This window comes from Streptomyces sp. NP-1717 (genome assembly GCF_022695985.1).
Taxonomy (GTDB): Bacteria; Actinomycetota; Actinomycetes; order Streptomycetales; family Streptomycetaceae; genus Streptomyces.
The window spans coordinates 1-16,864 of sequence record NZ_JAAPBF010000154.1; the positions used below are offsets into that span (position 1 = coordinate 1).

General features: G+C 69.6%; 13 protein-coding genes. 9 read left to right on the top strand and 4 right to left on the bottom strand.

Translation table 11 applies throughout. From position 1 onward, the window contains the following. Positions 1 to 3,938: type VII secretion protein EccCa (gene eccCa / locus GXP76_RS25190; RefSeq protein WP_242573883.1), on the bottom strand; the 3,938-nt coding region annotated here is incomplete at its 3' end. 226 nt (positions 3,939 to 4,164) lie between these two features. Here eccCa and eccD point away from each other — a divergent pair. The 6 genes from eccD (at position 4,165) to GXP76_RS25220 (ending at position 11,377) form a co-directional block, all read left to right on the top strand. Beyond that, positions 4,165 to 5,664, top strand: a complete 1,500-nt coding sequence (eccD, locus tag GXP76_RS25195; RefSeq protein WP_242573884.1) for a type VII secretion integral membrane protein EccD — start codon at positions 4,165 to 4,167, stop codon at positions 5,662 to 5,664. A 167-nt stretch (positions 5,665 to 5,831) separates the two neighbouring features. Continuing rightward, positions 5,832 to 6,122 carry a 30S ribosomal protein S15 gene (rpsO, locus tag GXP76_RS25200; protein WP_023538273.1) on the top strand — a complete coding sequence of 97 codons (291 nt, stop codon included), beginning with the start codon at positions 5,832 to 5,834 and terminating at the stop codon, positions 6,120 to 6,122. 380 nt (positions 6,123 to 6,502) lie between these two features. Further along, positions 6,503 to 8,737, top strand: a complete 2,235-nt coding sequence (locus tag GXP76_RS25205; RefSeq protein ID WP_242573885.1) for a polyribonucleotide nucleotidyltransferase — start codon at positions 6,503 to 6,505, stop codon at positions 8,735 to 8,737. Further along, positions 8,734 to 10,113, top strand: coding sequence for a pitrilysin family protein (locus GXP76_RS25210; RefSeq protein ID WP_242573886.1), 1,380 nt, complete (start codon positions 8,734 to 8,736; stop codon positions 10,111 to 10,113). Before GXP76_RS25205 ends, GXP76_RS25210 begins: the two co-directional genes overlap by 4 nt. Before the next feature lie 35 nt (positions 10,114 to 10,148). Next, positions 10,149 to 10,913, top strand: a complete 765-nt coding sequence (dapB, locus tag GXP76_RS25215; protein WP_242573887.1) for a 4-hydroxy-tetrahydrodipicolinate reductase — start codon at positions 10,149 to 10,151, stop codon at positions 10,911 to 10,913. Between the two features lie 5 nt (positions 10,914 to 10,918). After that, a complete protein-coding gene (locus tag GXP76_RS25220) occupies positions 10,919 to 11,377 on the top strand; it encodes a tetratricopeptide repeat protein (RefSeq protein ID WP_242573888.1) in 459 nt (152 codons plus the stop codon). 207 nt (positions 11,378 to 11,584) lie between these two features. Here GXP76_RS25220 and GXP76_RS25225 read toward each other — a convergent pair whose 3' ends face one another. The 3 genes from GXP76_RS25225 to GXP76_RS25235 form a co-directional block, all read right to left on the bottom strand. Then, positions 11,585 to 12,133, bottom strand: coding sequence for a hypothetical protein (locus GXP76_RS25225; protein WP_242573889.1), 549 nt, complete (start codon positions 12,131 to 12,133; stop codon positions 11,585 to 11,587). A 95-nt stretch (positions 12,134 to 12,228) separates the two neighbouring features. Further along, on the bottom strand, positions 12,229 to 12,468 hold the full coding sequence (locus GXP76_RS25230; RefSeq protein ID WP_242573890.1) for a hypothetical protein: 240 nt from the start codon (positions 12,466 to 12,468) through the stop codon (positions 12,229 to 12,231). A gap of 94 nt (positions 12,469 to 12,562) precedes the next feature. Continuing rightward, entirely contained in the window at positions 12,563 to 12,745 is a 183-nt protein-coding gene (locus GXP76_RS25235) for a hypothetical protein (protein WP_242573891.1), read from the bottom strand. Here GXP76_RS25235 and thyX point away from each other — a divergent pair. The 3 genes from thyX to GXP76_RS25250 all read left to right on the top strand — a co-directional run bounded on the left by thyX (position 12,735) and on the right by GXP76_RS25250 (position 16,568). Then, positions 12,735 to 13,472 carry an FAD-dependent thymidylate synthase gene (gene thyX, locus GXP76_RS25240; protein ID WP_242573892.1) on the top strand — a complete coding sequence of 246 codons (738 nt, stop codon included), beginning with the start codon at positions 12,735 to 12,737 and terminating at the stop codon, positions 13,470 to 13,472. The two genes, GXP76_RS25235 and thyX, sit on opposite strands and share 11 nt — an antisense overlap. A 304-nt stretch (positions 13,473 to 13,776) precedes the next feature. Further along, positions 13,777 to 14,676 (top strand): 4-hydroxy-tetrahydrodipicolinate synthase, encoded by a 900-nt coding sequence (gene dapA / locus GXP76_RS25245; protein ID WP_242573893.1) that lies wholly within the window; start codon positions 13,777 to 13,779, stop codon positions 14,674 to 14,676. A 206-nt stretch (positions 14,677 to 14,882) separates the two neighbouring features. Then, positions 14,883 to 16,568 carry a ribonuclease J gene (locus tag GXP76_RS25250; protein ID WP_242573894.1) on the top strand — a complete coding sequence of 562 codons (1,686 nt, stop codon included), beginning with the start codon at positions 14,883 to 14,885 and terminating at the stop codon, positions 16,566 to 16,568. Positions 16,569 to 16,864: the final 296 nt, after the last annotated feature.

The following is a 16,864-nucleotide window of genomic DNA, read 5'->3' on the forward strand; positions in this document are numbered from 1 at the left end:
TTGCCGCGCTGCCGTGAGACGAAGATGCCGCGGCCCGCCGGCATCGGACGCGCCCTGACGCCGCCGAGGATGTCGCCCTCCTGCGGGTCGCCCGAGAGCAGCACGCCCTGCGCGCCGAGTTCCATCATCCGCTGCATGAACGGCTCGTACGAGGCCCTGCTCGCCCCCGCCGCGCTGCGCGCGATGATGAAGCGGACGCCCACGTCACGCGCGAACGGCAGCTGCTCCGTCAGCTTGTTGAGCGGGTTGCCGCTGGAGGTGGACACCAGGTCGTAGTCGTCGACGACCACGAACACGTTCGGCCCTCGCCACCAGCTGCGGTCACGCAACTGCTGCGCCGTGACGTCGGCCGCCGGGGTACGGCGCCGCATCAGGTCCGACAGCGCGTCCACGTGGTGCTCCATGTTGTTGGACATCGGCACGTACTCCGCCAGGTGCGACGGCGGCGTCACGTCCAGCAGCGCGCGCCGGTTGTCGATGACGAAGAACTTGGCCGAGTTCCCGTCGTACCGCTCGCACAACTGCTTGATCAGCAGCCGCAGCAGGTTCGACTTGCCGGACTCGCTCTCGCCGAACACCAGGAAGAACGGATCGCGTTCGAAGTTGACGAAGACCGGCTCCAGCAGGTTCTCGTCGATACCGAAGGCCACGCCGCGCTTCGGCTGCTCGACGCCCGGCGGCAGCGTCGCCGCCGCCAGCTCGCGCGGCAGCAGCCGTACGGCGGGGGCGCCCGGCCCCGTCCAGTGCCGGCCGACCTCCTGCGTCATGGCAGCCGTCGCCTCCGACAGGTCGCTGTCGGAGTTGATGGCGTCGATCCGCGGCACCGCCGCCATGAAGTGCAGCTTCTCCGGCGTCAGACCCCGGCCCGGCACCCCGGTGGGCACGTTGACGGCCGCCTTGCGGTCCAGATCGGAGTCCATCGTGTCGCCGAGGCGCAGCTCCAGCCGGTTCATCAGGTGGTCCTTGAGGTTGGCGCGCACCTCCATCGAGCGCGAGGCCGTGAGCACCACATGGATGCCGTAACCCAGCCCGCGCGCCGCGATGTCGAGCACGGCGGGCTCCAACGCCTCATAGTCGGTGCGGAAGTTGCCCCATCCGTCGATGATCAGGAAGACATCGCCCCACGGCTGGTCCGTGAGCGAGATCTCGCCCCGTTCCCGCATCCTGCGGAAGGTGTTGATGGAGTCGATCCCCGCCGTACGGAAGTACTCCTCGCGGCGCGCCAGGATCCCGTACACCTCGGCCGTCGTACGCCGCACCTTCTCGGGGTCGAGCCGCGACGCCACCCCGCCGACGTGCGGCAGCCCGGCGATCGACGACATGCCGCCGCCGCCGAAGTCCAGCCCGTAGAACTGCACCTCCTGCGGCGTGTGCGTCAGCGCGAACCCGGAGATGAGGGTGCGCAGCAGCGTCGACTTGCCGGACTGCGGCCCGCCGACGATCTGCATGTGACCCGCCGCACCGGAGAAGTCCCGGTACAGGGTGTCGCGCCGCTGCTCGTACGGCTTGTCGACGACGCCCAGCGGTACGACCAGGCGCCCCGCACCCTCGAAGCCGGGCTGGGTGAGCCCGCGCCCCTCCACGTTCGACAGCCCCGGCAGCAGCTCGTCCAGCGACGGCGGGTTGTCCAGCGGCGGCAGCCACACCTGGTGCGCCTCGGCGCCGCGCCCTTCGAGCCGGCGCACGATCACGTCGAGCACCGTGTCGGCCAGCGCGTCGTCCTCGGGGCTGGTGCGCGCGTCCGGTACGACGGCCCGGGTGGCCGGCTGCACGTAGTGCACCGGCACCGGCGCCGCGGTGAACGCCACGGGCCTGCGGTCGACCGGGAGCGGCCCCCCGGTGCCCGCGACGGCCTGCGCGTTCGCCCGGTACACCCCGGAGACGTACGCGGCCTTGAACCGCACCATCTCGTCGGTGCCGTACTTCAGATACCCGGAACCGGGCACGTTCGGCAGCTGGTACGCGTCCGGCACACCCAGCGCGGCGCGGGACTCCGCCGCCGAGAAGGTCCGCAGACCCACCCGGTACGACAGGTACGTCTCCAGCCCGCGCAGCCGGCCCTCCTCCAACCGCTGCGACGCCAGCAGGAGATGGACACCCAGCGATCGCCCGATGCGGCCGATCTGGACGAACATCTCGATGAAGTCCGGCATGGCGGTGAGCAGTTCGCTGAACTCGTCGATGACCAGCACCAGCGACGGGATGGGCTGCAGCGGCGACCCCGCGGCGCGCGCCTTCTCGTAGTCGTGGATGTTGGCGTAGTTGCCCGCGTCGCGCAGCATTTCCTGACGCCGGTTCAGCTCGCCGCGGATCGAGTCGCCCATGCGGTCGACCAGGGTGAGGTCGTCCGCGAGGTTGGTGATCACCGCGGCGACGTGCGGCATCTGCGACATGCCCGCGAAGGTGGCACCGCCCTTGAAGTCCGCGAGGACGAAGTTCAGGGTTTCCGAGGAGTGCGTGACGGCGAGGCCCAGCACCAGCGTCCGCAGCAGTTCGGACTTTCCGGAGCCGGTGGCGCCGACACACAGCCCGTGCGGCCCCATGCCCTCCTGCGCCGCCTCCTTCAGGTCCAGCATGACGGGCGCCCCGTCCTCACCGACACCGATCGGCACACGCAGCCGCTCCGCCTGCGAACGGGGCCGCCACGTGCGGGTGACGTCGACGGACGCCGCGTCCCCGAGGTTCAGCAGATCGGTGAAGTCGAGGTTGGCCAGCAGCGGTTCGTCGTCGTCGTCACCGCCCGTCGCGGCCCGCAGCGGGGCGAGCTGACGGGCCAGCGCCTCGGCGGCCTCCAGGCTCAGCCGGTCGGGCTCCCCGTCGTACACCATTCCGTGCCCCGACTCCAGCCGCAGCGAGCCGGGATGCACCACCACGGAGAGGCCGCCGCGCGCCCCGGTGACCTCACCCGGTACGACCTCGACGACCGTCACGCCCTGCAGCCCCTCGGGCGTCGCGAGCGCCGACACGGGGGGCAGCGACAGGCCGTCCAGGACGACGACGATGTGCGGCTGGTCCAGCAGCGGATGCCCGCCGGACTGGAAGCGCGGACGGCCCTCCAGCCGCCCCGCCAGCATCTCCTCCAGCTCCCGCACGTCGGAGGTGATCAGCCGCCGGCTGCCCGCCCCGTCACCGGGGCCCTGCGCCTGGACGTGCGGCAACCACTTCGCCCACTCCCACCCCGACGCCGCGCCCCGCCCGGTGACGACGGCGATGACCAGGTCCTCGGGGGAGTGCAGCGAGGCGAGCGAACCGACCATCGCGCGCGCCGTGGAGCGCACCGACTCGGCCTCGCCGGTGACGGTCAGGTGGTAGAAGGCGCGCAGCGAGACGGCCATCGGCAGGCCGTCCAGCACACTGTGCGCGTTGAGGAACTGCTGCATCGCCCCGGCGGTCAGCGGCTCCAGCTCGTCCACGGGGGCGGTCTCGGGGGCGATGAGCGGGGTGGCGAGCTGCTGACTGCCCAGCCCGATGCGTACCTGCCCGAAGTCGTCGTCGGCGACCCGCCGTTCCCACACCCGGCTGCCCTCGGCGACCAGCGCCCACAGCTGCTCCGGGGAGGGGTGGAGGTAGTACTGCGCGTCCCGTTGCAGATGCGCGGTCCGCAGCACCGTACGCCGCGTCTGAGTCAGGTACTTGAGGTAGTCACGCCGCATGTCGGCGAGCTCGCCCTGGGTCCCGCGCCGGTGCCGCACCAGCATCGCGATGGCCATGGCGATCGTCGAGGCGATCATCACCATGCCCATGATCCGCATGATCGGATTCGGCGTCATGAAGAAGAAGACGACCGAACCGCCCATGCCCAGCATCGGCAGCAGCTGCATGAGCGCGCCCTCCTGCTGCCCTCTGGGCAGTGGCGGAGGGGGTTGCACCTGCATCTGCTCGCCGGGTACCTCGGCGGGCAGAGCCCGCGGCGGGCGCTTGACGACGATCTGACTCACTGCTCACCAATTCCCTTGCCGGACGGAAAAGTTCCCACCGGCGCCCCCGTGGCGACGGGCCTCCATCCGCGGGCAAGGATCCTACTTGCGTGGGTGTCCGCCGCCCGGCGGTAGGGTGACCGGACGCGTTTGCGCAGCGATGAACTTCCGCAAAAAAACGGGTCATTCACAGTGCAACGCGGGCATCGGGCGCATGGGAACCACGAGGGGGATGCAGCACGTGAGTATGACGGCCCAAGCGGCGGCCACCGGAACCGGTCAGCCGGGCGCACCGGCCCCGTCGAGCGGTGGGACCGGCTTCTGCCGGATCACCGTCGTCGCCCCGGACGGCCGCATCGACGTGGCGCTGCCCGAGGACATCGCCGTGGCCGACCTCCACCCGGAGATCCTGCGGCTCTCCGGTCAGAGCCCCGAGGCGGGCGCCCCCGTCGGGTACCACCTGGTACGCCGCGACGGCACCGTCCTCGACAGTGCCCGCTCCCTGGCCTCCCAGCGCATCCTCGACGGCGAACTGCTGTCGCTGCGGCCCTTCGCCGAATCCCTGCCCCCGGCGGTCTTCGACGACGTCTCCGACGCCGTCGCGTCCGCCGTCGCCCGTGACCGCACCCTGTGGACCGACAGCGCGATGCGCGGCGCCGGCCTCTTCGGCGGCTCCGTCCTGCTGACGCTGCTCGCCTTCGTGCTGTGGACCGCCGACCCCCGCCACGACACACACGGCCTTCCGGGCATCCTGGCGGGCGTCACCGCCGTCCTGCTGCTCGCCCTCGCCGGTGTACGGGCCCGGGTGTACGACGACCGCGGCTCGTCCGTCGCCCTCGGTATCGGCTCGATGGCCAACGCCGCCGTCGCCGGCTCCGGACTGCTGCCCTTCGCGGACGGACAGGGCATCGGCAGACTCCAGTTCCTTCTCGCCTGCGCCGCCGTACTGGTCGCCTCGGTGATCCTGGTGATCGTCACCCCCGCCGGTGACAGCCCCTTCGTCGCGTTCGTCTTCGCCTCCACCGTCGGCCTCCTGGTGACGTTCATCGCCATCACGACCGACATGGCGCCCGCCGAGACCGCCGCCGTGTGCGCCGCGCTCTCCGTAGGAACACTGGCCTTCCTGCCCGGCCTCTCCACCCGCTTCGCCCGGCTCCCCATCGGGTTCGAGCCGCCCCGTACGGCCGCCGGTGACTACGGAAGCGACCCCGCGCCCCCCGCGCCCGTCGACCCCGAGCGCATCGCCGCCCAGGCCCGCCGCGGCCACGAACTCCTCGTCGGCCTGGTCGGCGGCTGCGCGCTGGTGGCCGTCGGCGCCGCCGCCGTGCTCGGCTTCTCCGACGGCGTGTGGGGCCAGCTCCTCGCCCTGGCCACCGGCGTCGCCATGCTGATGCGCGCCCACCTCTTCAGTTACACCGCGCAGGTCGGCTGCGCCCTCGCCGCCGGGCTCGGCGCCCTCGTCCTGCTGGGACTCGGTCTCTGCCTCAACCCCCCGGAGGGGCTGATCCGCGAGGCCCTGCGCGGTGACGGCGCGGGCCTCGACATCCGTACGGTCTGGCTGACCGCCGCCGTCGCCGGGATCGCCGCACTGATCATCGCCATAGGGCTGATCGTCCCGCGCAAGGGCGTCACCCCCTTCTGGGGCCGCTTCCTGGAGATCGCCGAATCCTTCGTACTACTGACGGTCGTCCCGCTGTGCCTCGCGGTGTTCGACGTCTACCACTCCATCCGTGCGTTGACGTCCTGACTGGCTGGTACGCTGTGTGACGGCCGTTTGTGTACGCGTTCCGGTCTGTCCGGAAACAGCGACCCCGTCAACAACGGCAGCTCATCCCCGCCACCCGAGTAACCGAAGATCCCCAGCGAATTCGACCTGGGGCACTCGATGGCCACGAAGACCCACGAGGAGTACGCGTGCCGCTTGCCGCCGCTACGAAGAAGCAGATCATGTCGGAGTTCGCCACCAAGGAAGGCGACACCGGCTCCCCCGAGGTCCAGGTCGCGATGCTCTCGCGCCGCATCTCGGACCTGACCGAGCACCTGAAGACGCACAAGCACGACCACCACTCCCGCCGCGGTCTGCTCATCCTGGTCGGCCAGCGCCGCCGCCTGCTGCAGTACCTGGCGAAGAAGGACATCCAGCGCTTCCGTGCCCTGGTCGACCGCCTGGGCATCCGCCGCGGTGCGGCCGGCGGCGCCAAGTAGCACGCCGTGAAGGGAGCGGTTCCCACACACCGGGAACCGCTCCCTTCGCCGTATGCGCACGAAGCTCAGTAACCTGTTCGCAGGAGCACAGCTCCCGGACACCGCTGAGAAGCGGTGACGGAACACCGGCAACACGAGCACGACCAGCACCACCCCGTACGACAGAAGGCACCACCCACTGACGAGGGGAAGCGCCCCTCCGCCGCCGGTCCTCGGTAGTGGCCCCCGGAACGGCGCGGCGAACGCCGCCCGCGGCCCACGCCGCCGCCCCGGGAGCTTCGATCGAAGACCGGCCCGCACCAAGGAGCGCTTCTCCGCCTGTCCCCCGCCACACGGGCGCGGGACGAAAGACGACAACGACAAGCAACGGAGAACCACTGGTGGAGAACGAGACCCACTACGCCGAAGCCGTCATCGACAACGGCACGTTCGGCACCCGCACCATCCGCTTCGAGACGGGCCGCCTGGCCAAGCAGGCCGCCGGCTCCGCCGTCGCGTACCTGGACGACGACACCATGGTGCTGTCGGCCACCACCGCGTCCAAGAAGCCCAAGGACCAGCTCGACTTCTTCCCCCTCACGGTGGACGTCGAGGAGCGGCAGTACGCCGCCGGCAAGATCCCCGGCTCGTTCTTCCGCCGCGAGGGCCGGCCCTCCGAGGACGCGATCCTCACCTGCCGCCTCATCGACCGGCCGCTGCGCCCCTCCTTCAAGAAGGGCCTGCGCAACGAGATCCAGATCGTCGAGACGATCATGGCGCTCAACCCCGACCACCTGTACGACGTGGTCGCGATCAACGCCGCCTCCTGCTCCACGCAGCTGGCCGGCCTGCCCTTCTCCGGCCCGATCGGCGGCACCCGTGTCGCCCTGATCAAGGGCCAGTGGGTCGCGTTCCCGACGCACACCGAGCTCGAGGACGCCGTCTTCGACATGGTGGTCGCCGGCCGCGTCCTCGAGGACGGCGACGTCGCGATCATGATGGTCGAGGCCGAGGCCACCACGAAGACCATCCAGCTCGTCGCCGACGGCGCGGACGCTCCCACCGAGGAGATCGTCGCCGCCGGTCTGGAAGCCGCGAAGCCCTTCATCAAGGCGCTCTGCAAGGCCCAGGCCGACCTCGCCGCCAAGGCCGCGAAGCCCACCGGCGAGTTCCCGGTCTTCCTCGACTACCAGGACGACGTCCTGGAGGCCCTCACCGCCGCCGTGAAGAGCGAGCTGTCGCAGGCGCTCACCATCGCCGGCAAGCAGGACCGCGAGACCGAGCTGGACCGCGTCAAGGAGCTCGCCGCCGAGAAGCTGCTCCCGCAGTTCGAGGGCCGCGAGAAGGAGATCTCCGGTGCGTACCGCGCGCTGACGAAGTCCCTGGTCCGCGAGCGCGTCATCAAGGACAAGGTCCGCATCGACGGCCGCGGCGTCACGGACATCCGTACGCTCGCCGCCGAGGTCGAGGCCATCCCGCGCGTGCACGGTTCCGCGCTGTTCGAGCGTGGCGAGACCCAGATCCTGGGCGTCACCACCCTCAACATGCTCCGCATGGAGCAGCAGTTGGACACCCTCTCGCCGGTGACCCGCAAGCGCTACATGCACAACTACAACTTCCCGCCGTACTCCGTCGGCGAGACCGGCCGCGTCGGTTCGCCGAAGCGCCGCGAGATCGGCCACGGAGCGCTCGCCGAGCGCGCCATCATGCCGGTGCTGCCGACGCGCGAGGAGTTCCCCTACGCGATCCGCCAGGTCTCCGAGGCGCTGGGCTCCAACGGCTCGACGTCCATGGGCTCGGTCTGCGCCTCCACCATGTCGCTGCTGAACGCCGGTGTGCCCCTCAAGGCCCCCGTCGCCGGTATCGCCATGGGCCTGATCTCCCAGGAGATCGACGGCAAGACGCACTACGTCGCCCTCACCGACATCCTCGGTGCGGAGGACGCCTTCGGCGACATGGACTTCAAGGTCGCCGGTACGAAGACGTTCGTCACCGCGCTCCAGCTCGACACCAAGCTCGACGGCATCCCCGCCTCGGTCCTGGCCGCCGCGCTGAAGCAGGCCCGCGACGCCCGCCTCCACATCCTCGATGTGATGAACGAGGCCATCGACGTCCCGGACGAGATGTCCCCGAACGCCCCGCGGATCATCACCGTCAAGATCCCCGTGGACAAGATCGGTGAGGTCATCGGCCCCAAGGGCAAGATGATCAACCAGATCCAGGAGGACACCGGCGCCGACATCACGATCGAGGACGACGGCACCATCTACATCGGTGCCGCCGACGGACCGGCCGCCGAGGCCGCCCGCGCCACGATCAACGGCATCGCCAACCCGACCATGCCGGAGGTCGGCGAGCGCTACCTGGGCACGGTCGTCAAGACCACCACCTTCGGTGCGTTCGTGTCGCTGCTCCCCGGCAAGGACGGTCTGCTGCACATCTCGCAGATCCGCAAGCTCGCCGGCGGCAAGCGCGTCGAGAACGTCGAGGACGTCCTCGGCGTCGGCCAGAAGGTCCAGGTCGAGATCGCCGAGATCGACCAGCGCGGCAAGCTCTCCCTGATCCCCGTGATCGAGGGCGAGGACGAAGAGAAGAACGACAAGCAGGACGACCAGAAGGACGAAGCCTCCCAGTGACGTTTCGTAGTTCCACGACGACGGCCCGCACCTCCTCGGAGGTACGGGCCGTCGCCCGTACCCAAACCCTCCTGGAGGGGCAGAACGGCATCGGCACCGTCCGCCGCACGACCCTCCCCGGCGGCCTGCGCGTCGTCACCGAGACCCTGCCGTCCGTACGGTCGGCGACCTTCGGCATCTGGGTACAGGTCGGCTCACGCGACGAGACGCCCACGCTCAACGGCGCCACGCACTATCTGGAACACCTCCTCTTCAAGGGCACCAAGAAGCGCAGCGCCCTCGACATCTCCTCCGCCATAGACGCGGTCGGCGGCGAGATGAACGCCTTCACGGCGAAGGAGTACACCTGCTACTACGCGCGCGTGCTCGACACCGACCTCCCTCTCGCCATCGACGTCGTGTGCGACATGCTCACGGGCTCGCTCATCGAGGCCGAGGACGTCGATGCCGAGCGCGGCGTCATCCTCGAAGAGATCGCCATGACCGAGGACGACCCGGGCGACTGCGTGCACGACCTCTTCTCGCACACGATGCTCGGGGACACCCCCCTCGGCCGCCCCGTCCTGGGCACCGTCGACACCGTCAACGCCCTGGACCGCACCCGGATCGCCCGCTTCTACAAGAAGCACTACGACCCGACGCACCTGGTCGTCGCCGCCGCGGGCAACGTCGACCACGCCACCGTCGTACGGCAGGTGCGCCGCGCCTTCGAGAAGGCCGGCGCCCTCTCCCGTACGGACGCCGTCCCCGTCGCCCCGCGCGAGGGGCGCCGTGACCTGCGCACTGCGGGCCGCGTCGAACTGCTGAACCGCAAGACGGAGCAGGCGCACATCGTCCTCGGCATGCCGGGCCTCTCCCGCACCGACGAGCGCAGGTGGGCCCTGGGGGTCCTCAGCACGGCTCTCGGCGGCGGTATGAGCTCCCGGCTCTTCCAGGAGGTGCGGGAGAAGCGTGGCCTCGCCTACAGCGTGTACTCGTACACCTCCGGCTTCGCCGACTGCGGACTTTTCGGCGTCTACGCGGGCTGCCGCCCCAGCCAGGTCCACGACGTGCTGAAGATCTGCCGCGACGGGCTGGAGCAGGTAGCGTCCGAAGGACTCGGCGACGAGGAGATCGGCCGCGCCGTCGGGCAGCTCTCCGGTTCCACCGTCCTCGGCCTGGAGGACACCGGCGCGCTGATGAACCGCATCGGCAAGAGCGAGCTGTGCTGGGGCACGCAGATGTCCGTGGACGACATGCTCGCGCGGATAGCCGCCGTCACCCCCGACGACGTGCGCGCCGTGGCACGCGACGTACTGGGACAGCGACCCTCGCTGTCGGTCATCGGGCCCCTCAAGGACAAGCAGGCCGACCGTCTCGACGAGGCCGTCGCCTGACCCCCGTCCTCCCAGCCTCCTAAGGAAGCGAAGCGATGAGCACCAAACTGCGGGTGGCCGTTCTCGGCGCCAACGGGCGGATCGGCTCCGAGGCCGTACGGGCCGTCGAGGCGGCCGACGACATGGAACTGGTCGCGGCCCTCGGACGCGGCGACAAACTGGAGACCCTCGTCGACACGGGCGCCCAGGTCGCCGTCGAACTGACCACCCCCACCGCGGTGATGGGCAACCTCGACTTCCTTGTACGGCACGGCATCCACGCCGTCGTCGGTACCACCGGCTGGACCGACGACCGCCTGGCGCAGCTGGAGACGGTGCTGGCGGGCTCCCCGGAGACGGGCGTGCTCATCGCGCCCAACTTCTCCATCGGAGCCGTCCTCACCATGAAGTTCGCCCAGGCGGCGGCCCGTTACTTCGAGTCCGCCGAGGTCGTCGAGCTGCACCATCCCAACAAGGCCGACGCCCCGTCGGGCACCGCCGCGCGCACCGCCCAGCTGATCGCCGCCGCCCGCGCCGAGGCCGGCTCCGCGCCCCAGCCCGACGCCACGGTCACGGCGCTGGACGGTGCGCGCGGCGCGGACGTCGACGGGGTCCGGGTCCACTCGGTACGGCTCCGGGGACTGCTCGCCCACCAGGAGGTTCTGCTCGGCGGCGAAGGGGAGACGCTCACCATCCGGCACGACTCCCTGCACCACAGCAGCTTCATGCCGGGGATCCTCCTCGGCGCCCGCAGGGTCATCAGCACACCGGGCCTCACCTTCGGCCTGGAACACTTCCTCGATCTGAACCTGCCGGACTGACCGCCGTGCGCGCCAAGATCATGTACTTCGTCATGGCCACCGTCCTCGTCGGCTACTTCGTCCTGGCCGGCGGCCGCGGCGTCGCGCTCATCGGCATCGGCACGCCGCTGACCGTCACATTCGGGATCGCGGTGCTGGTGCTGCCGTTCATCGGGGCCTGGTTCCTCTGGCACAACACCCGGTTCGTGCAGCGGGCCAACCGGCTCGCCGCGGAGCTGGACGCGGAGGGCGGTCTGCCGGTCGACGAGCTGGTGCGCACCGCGAGCGGCCGTGTCGACCGGGCGTCGGCGGACGCCGTGTTCGCGGCCCGCCGCGCGGAGACCGAGGACACCCCGGGGGACTGGCGCTGCTGGTTCCGCCTCGCGGTCGCCTACCGCGACGCCGGCGACACTCCCCGGGCCCGTGAGGCGATGCGGCGCGCCATCGCGCTCCACGGGGCGGGCCCCGCGACGGCCGCGGAGTGACACCGAGCTGAGCCGAGGGGCGTCGCCACGTCGCGCTGTCGCGGTGGCGCCGCGCTCCCGGCCGATCGGTCCCAGCAGGCCGACCGACCCGGCGGATCCGTCAGGTCGGGTCCGAGCCGACCACTTGTTCCGAGCCTCCGGTCGGCGTCCTGCCGGCCTTCGTCCGGCCACCTCGCGACCACCAACTCGCGACTACGGTGCGCGGGTTCAGACGCGCCGGTACTCGTCGCCCCACGCCTCGACGGAGTCCGCCGCCCGGTCGAACGCCTCGGGGCGGGACAGGAAGTCAGCGTTGTGATCCGTGAGCAGCAGCCGCTTCTCGCCGTCACGGAGTACGAGAAGAAGCCCCTGCCCCTGCACCGTCCGCGGCAGCCCCAGCCAGCGCACCGGCTGCTGCACCGTACGGACCTCCACGGCCTCTCTCCACGGCACGGTCTTGGTCGTGAGCAGCCCCACCCGCCGTACGCCGTGCCGGCTCACCCACGCGCCCACCCTCAGCAGCCGCAGGGCGGCGGCGATCATCACCAGCGCGATGCCGAGGCACACGGCGGCGCCGGACGCTGCCCCTGCGAACGCGATGATCATCGTCGCGAGCAGCACGAACGAGGCGAGCAGCAGGAGCAGCGCCGACGCGCCGACCCGCCACGGTCCCGGACGGTACGGGCGGCGCCAGCTGTCGTGGTCGTCGAACGGGAGCGCGACATTGTCGCTGGTCTCGTCAAACGCACGGTCGGCCGTCAGGAAGGGCAGGGGCACGACTGATCCTCACTCACAAGCACGCTCGATCGGGCGGTGCTGGCTGAGGTTATCGAGGAGCACCCGGGCAGGACCACTCAGGGGGGCCGGACGGGTCAGCGGCCCTGGGCCGCTTCGGGCTGTTGCACCTGTCCGGAGGGCTGACCCGATTCGAGGGACGGCAGCCCGAACAGCAGCGAACCGGCGAGCCCGGCCGTGACGACCAGCCCGATGAGGGCGCGACTCAGCAGCTCGGACCGGCTGATCCGCTGCCTGGGAGGCGGAGTGACGTTGCTGCGGAAGCGGTCGGCCTCGGCGACGAATGCGAATGGGACGGCTTCACGCCGGCGGAACATGGGGGAGAACTCCTTGCGGTCGTACGAGGGGAAGGTCGGTCCGGCGTCGGACGAAGTGACCCGGCGCCGCTACTGAGTCAGACGCGCGGGACGGTCATTTGGTGCCCGATTTCACCGAATTGACGAACAACAGCACGACCTGCGGACGGGCGTCGGCGACGTCCACCCGTACGGTGCCGCGTGTGACCGGAGTCGTCGCCAGTGCCTTGAGCGCCTGGTCGTAGAGTGGGCGCCGCCCGTTGGACGTGACAGGAAGGACCCCGCCGGTGAGTGACATCCCCGCAGACTCCAAGCCCAGCTTCCGCAGTGAGGTGACCGTCGACCTGGTGAAGCACAGCGCGGGCGACTCGGACGTCCTGTGGGCCGCACGCGTCTCCACCGCGGGTGAGCAGTCCCTGGAGGAGCTGTCCAAGGACCCCGAGCGCTCCAAGGGCCTCATCAACTTCCTGATGCGCGACCGCCACGGCAGCCCCTTCGAGCACAACTCGATGACCTTCTTCATCAGCGCCCCGATCTTCGTCTTCCGCGAATTCATGCGGCACCGGGTCGGCTGGTCCTACAACGAGGAATCCGGCCGCTACCGGGAGCTCCAGCCCGTTTTCTACGTCCCCGACCCCTCACGCAAGCTGGTCCAGGAGGGCCGCCCCGGCAAGTACGTCTTCGTCGACGGCACGCAGGAGCAGCAGGACCTCACCGAGCGCGTGATGACGGAGTCGTACCGCCGGGCGTACGAGGCGTACCAGGAGATGCTGGCGGCCGGTGTCGCCCGAGAGGTGGCCCGTGCGGTGCTGCCCGTGGGCCTCTACTCGTCGATGTACGCGACGTGCAACGCACGCTCGCTGATGCACTTCCTCGGGCTGCGCACCCAGCACGAGGCGGCGAAGGTCCCGTCCTTCCCGCAGCGGGAGATCGAGATGGTCGGCGAGAAGATGGAGGAGCAGTGGGCGCGGCTCATGCCGCTCACGCACGCCGCCTTCAACGGCAACGGCAGGGTCGCGCCGTAGCGCGCCGAGGGCCCCGCAGGGCTGGCATTGCGCACAGATGTGCCACTGAGGTCCGAAGTGTCCGGATTGCGACGTTTCGAGTAGTTCATCTAGGCTGATCAGACGGACCCGGCACTGCCTGAACCCCCGAGCAGTCAGTGCCGGGCTCCGTACTCCCGCCCCTCCGGGGGAGTCGTCACCGTGCGTCACGAGCAGCTCAACGGCTCCCGTCACCCCAGAGCCCGCACCGGCACCGCGGGCCCACGACCTGCCCGTGTGCCCCCGAGGGGACACGCCGGGCCGAGCAACGAGTAGCGTGTTACCCATGGCTCCGATCTCCACTCCGCAGACCCCCTTCGGGCGGGTCCTCACCGCCATGGTCACGCCGTTCACGGCGGACGGCGCACTCGATCTCGACGGCGCCCAGCGACTCGCCTCCCATCTGGTGGACGCAGGCAACGACGGCCTGATCATCAATGGCACCACCGGCGAGTCCCCGACCACCAGCGACGCGGAGAAAGACCAGCTCGTACGAGCCGTCCTGGAGGCGGTCGGAGACCGGGCCCATGTCGTCGCCGGAATCGGCACGAACGACACCCGGCACAGCCTCGAGCTCGCCCGCACCGCCGAACGCACCGGCGCGCACGGCCTGCTCGCGGTGACCCCGTACTACAACAAGCCCCCGCAGGAAGGCCTCTTCCAGCACTTCACGGCCATCGCCGACGCCACCGGGCTGCCGGTGATGCTGTACGACATCCCGGGCCGAAGCGGCGTCCCCATCGACACCGAGACACTCATCCGTCTCGCCCAGCACCCGCGGATCGTCGCCAACAAGGACGCCAAGGGCGACCTGGGCCGAGCCAGCTGGGTCATCGCGCAGAGCGGCCTCCCCTGGTACTCGGGGGACGACATGCTCAACCTCCCGCTCCTCGCGGTCGGCGCCATCGGCTTCGTCTCCGTCGTCGGCCACGTGGTCACGCCGGAACTGCGCGCCATGCTCGACGCGCACGTCTCCGGTGACGTCCAGAAGGCCACGGAGATCCACCAGAAGCTGCTCCCCGTCTTCACCGGCATGTTCCGTACGCAGGGAGTCATCACCACCAAGGCGGCGCTCACCCTGCAGCAGCTGCCGGCCGGCCCGCTGCGCCTCCCGCTCGTCGAACTGACCGAGCACGAGACGGCGCAGCTCAAGATCGATCTCGCGGCCGGCGGGGTAGAGCTCTGATCGAGGCATCGCCTTCATGGACACGATTCATGGACCAGGTCGCATGAATATCGAAAATATCGAACTTCACAACTGAATAAACGAACACCGAACGTGCAGGGCATTCCGCCCCACTCGGACAACAAGCAAGTGCGACAGCAAGTGCACGAATGTCATGCGCGCCACGTGCCTCACCGGTACGTGGCGTGTGTGGTGAGGAGAGTCTTTTGAGTCATCCGCATCCCGAACTCGGCGCCCCGCCGAAGCTGCCCAAGGGCGGCCTGCGTGTCACCCCGCTCGGTGGCCTCGGCGAAATCGGCCGGAACATGACGGTCTTCGAATACAACGGCCGGCTGCTGATCGTCGACTGCGGCGTCCTCTTCCCCGAAGAGGAACAGCCGGGCATCGACCTGATCCTGCCGGACTTCACCACCATCCGTGACCGCCTCGACGACATCGAGGGGATCGTCCTCACGCACGGCCACGAGGACCACATCGGTGGTGTCCCGTTCCTGCTCCGGCTGAAGCCGGACATCCCCCTCATCGGCTCCAAGCTGACCCTCGCCCTGATCGAGGCCAAGCTCCAGGAGCACCGCATCCGCCCGTACACCCTCGAAGTCACCGAGGGCCACCGCGAGCGCATCGGGCCGTTCGACTGCGAGTTCGTCGCGGTGAACCACTCGATCCCGGACGCGCTGGCCGTCGCCATCCGCACCCCCGCGGGAATGGTGGTCCACACCGGCGACTTCAAAATGGACCAGCTCCCGCTGGACCGCCGGCTGACCGATCTGCCGACCTTCGCCAGACTCGGCGAGGAGGGCATCGATCTGCTGCTCTCCGACTCGACCAACGCCGAGGTGCCGGGCTTCGTCCCGCCCGAGCGGGACATCTCGAACGTCCTGCGGCAGGTCTTCGGCAGTGCCCAGAAGCGGATCATCGTGGCGAGCTTCGCCAGCCACGTACACCGCATCCAGCAGATCCTCGACGCGGCCCACGAGTACGGCCGCAGAGTCGCGTTCGTCGGCCGCTCGATGGTCAGGAACATGGGGATCGCCAGGGACCTCGGCTACCTCAAGGTCCCGGCCGGACTCGTCGTCGACGTCAAGACACTAGACGACCTCCCCGACAGCGAGGTCGTCCTCGTCTGCACCGGCTCCCAGGGCGAACCGATGGCCGCGCTCTCACGCATGGCCAACCGCGACCACCAGATCCGGATCGTCCCCGGCGACACGGTGATCCTCGCGTCGTCCCTGATCCCGGGCAACGAGAACGCGGTCTACCGCGTCATCAACGGCCTGACCCGCTGGGGCGCGAACGTCGTCCACAAGGGCAACGCCAAGGTCCATGTCTCGGGCCACGCGTCGGCCGGCGAACTGCTGTACTTCTACAACATCTGCAAGCCGAAGAACCTCATGCCGGTTCACGGCGAATGGCGCCATCTGCGCGCCAACGCCGAACTCGGCGCGCTGACCGGGGTGCCGAAGGACCACATCGTCATCGCCGAGGACGGAGTCGTCGTCGACCTGGTCGACGGCAAGGCGAGAATCGTCGGCAAGGTCCAGGCGGGTTACGTGTACGTCGACGGGCTCTCGGTCGGCGATGTGACCGAGACCTCCCTCAAGGACCGCCGCATCCTCGGCGACGAGGGCATCATCTCCGTGTTCCTGGTGGTGGATTCGACGACCGGGAAGGTCGTGGGCGGTCCGCACATCCAGGCGCGAGGCTCCGGCATCGAGGACTCCGCGTTCTCCGCCGTCATCCCCAAGATCGAGGAGATCATCGGGAAGTCGGCATCGGACGGTGTCGCCGAGCCCCACCAACTCCAGCAGCTGGTACGGCGATCGGTGGGCAAGTGGGTCTCCGACACCTACCGCCGGCGCCCGATGATCCTGCCTGTGGTCGTCGAGGTCTGACCTCGGGTTCGACCTCAACACTGGAGCGGGGCCCCCGATTTGCTTCGGGGGCCCCGCTCCAGTAGGTTTACGGCTCCACCTGAACGGGAGCGCCGAGGCAGAGACTTGCCGGGAGTCGAGTACCGGACCGGGTGGGAATTCCGACTCAGAATCTCTGATAAAGTCGGATTCGCCGAAAGAGAAACGCGAAAGCGGATATCTGAAAGCAACTCCCGCTGACCGGGAATCAGGCGCCGAAAGGTTCTGATAGAGTCGGAAACGCAAGACAGCAGGACCGAAGGGAAAGCCCGGAGGGA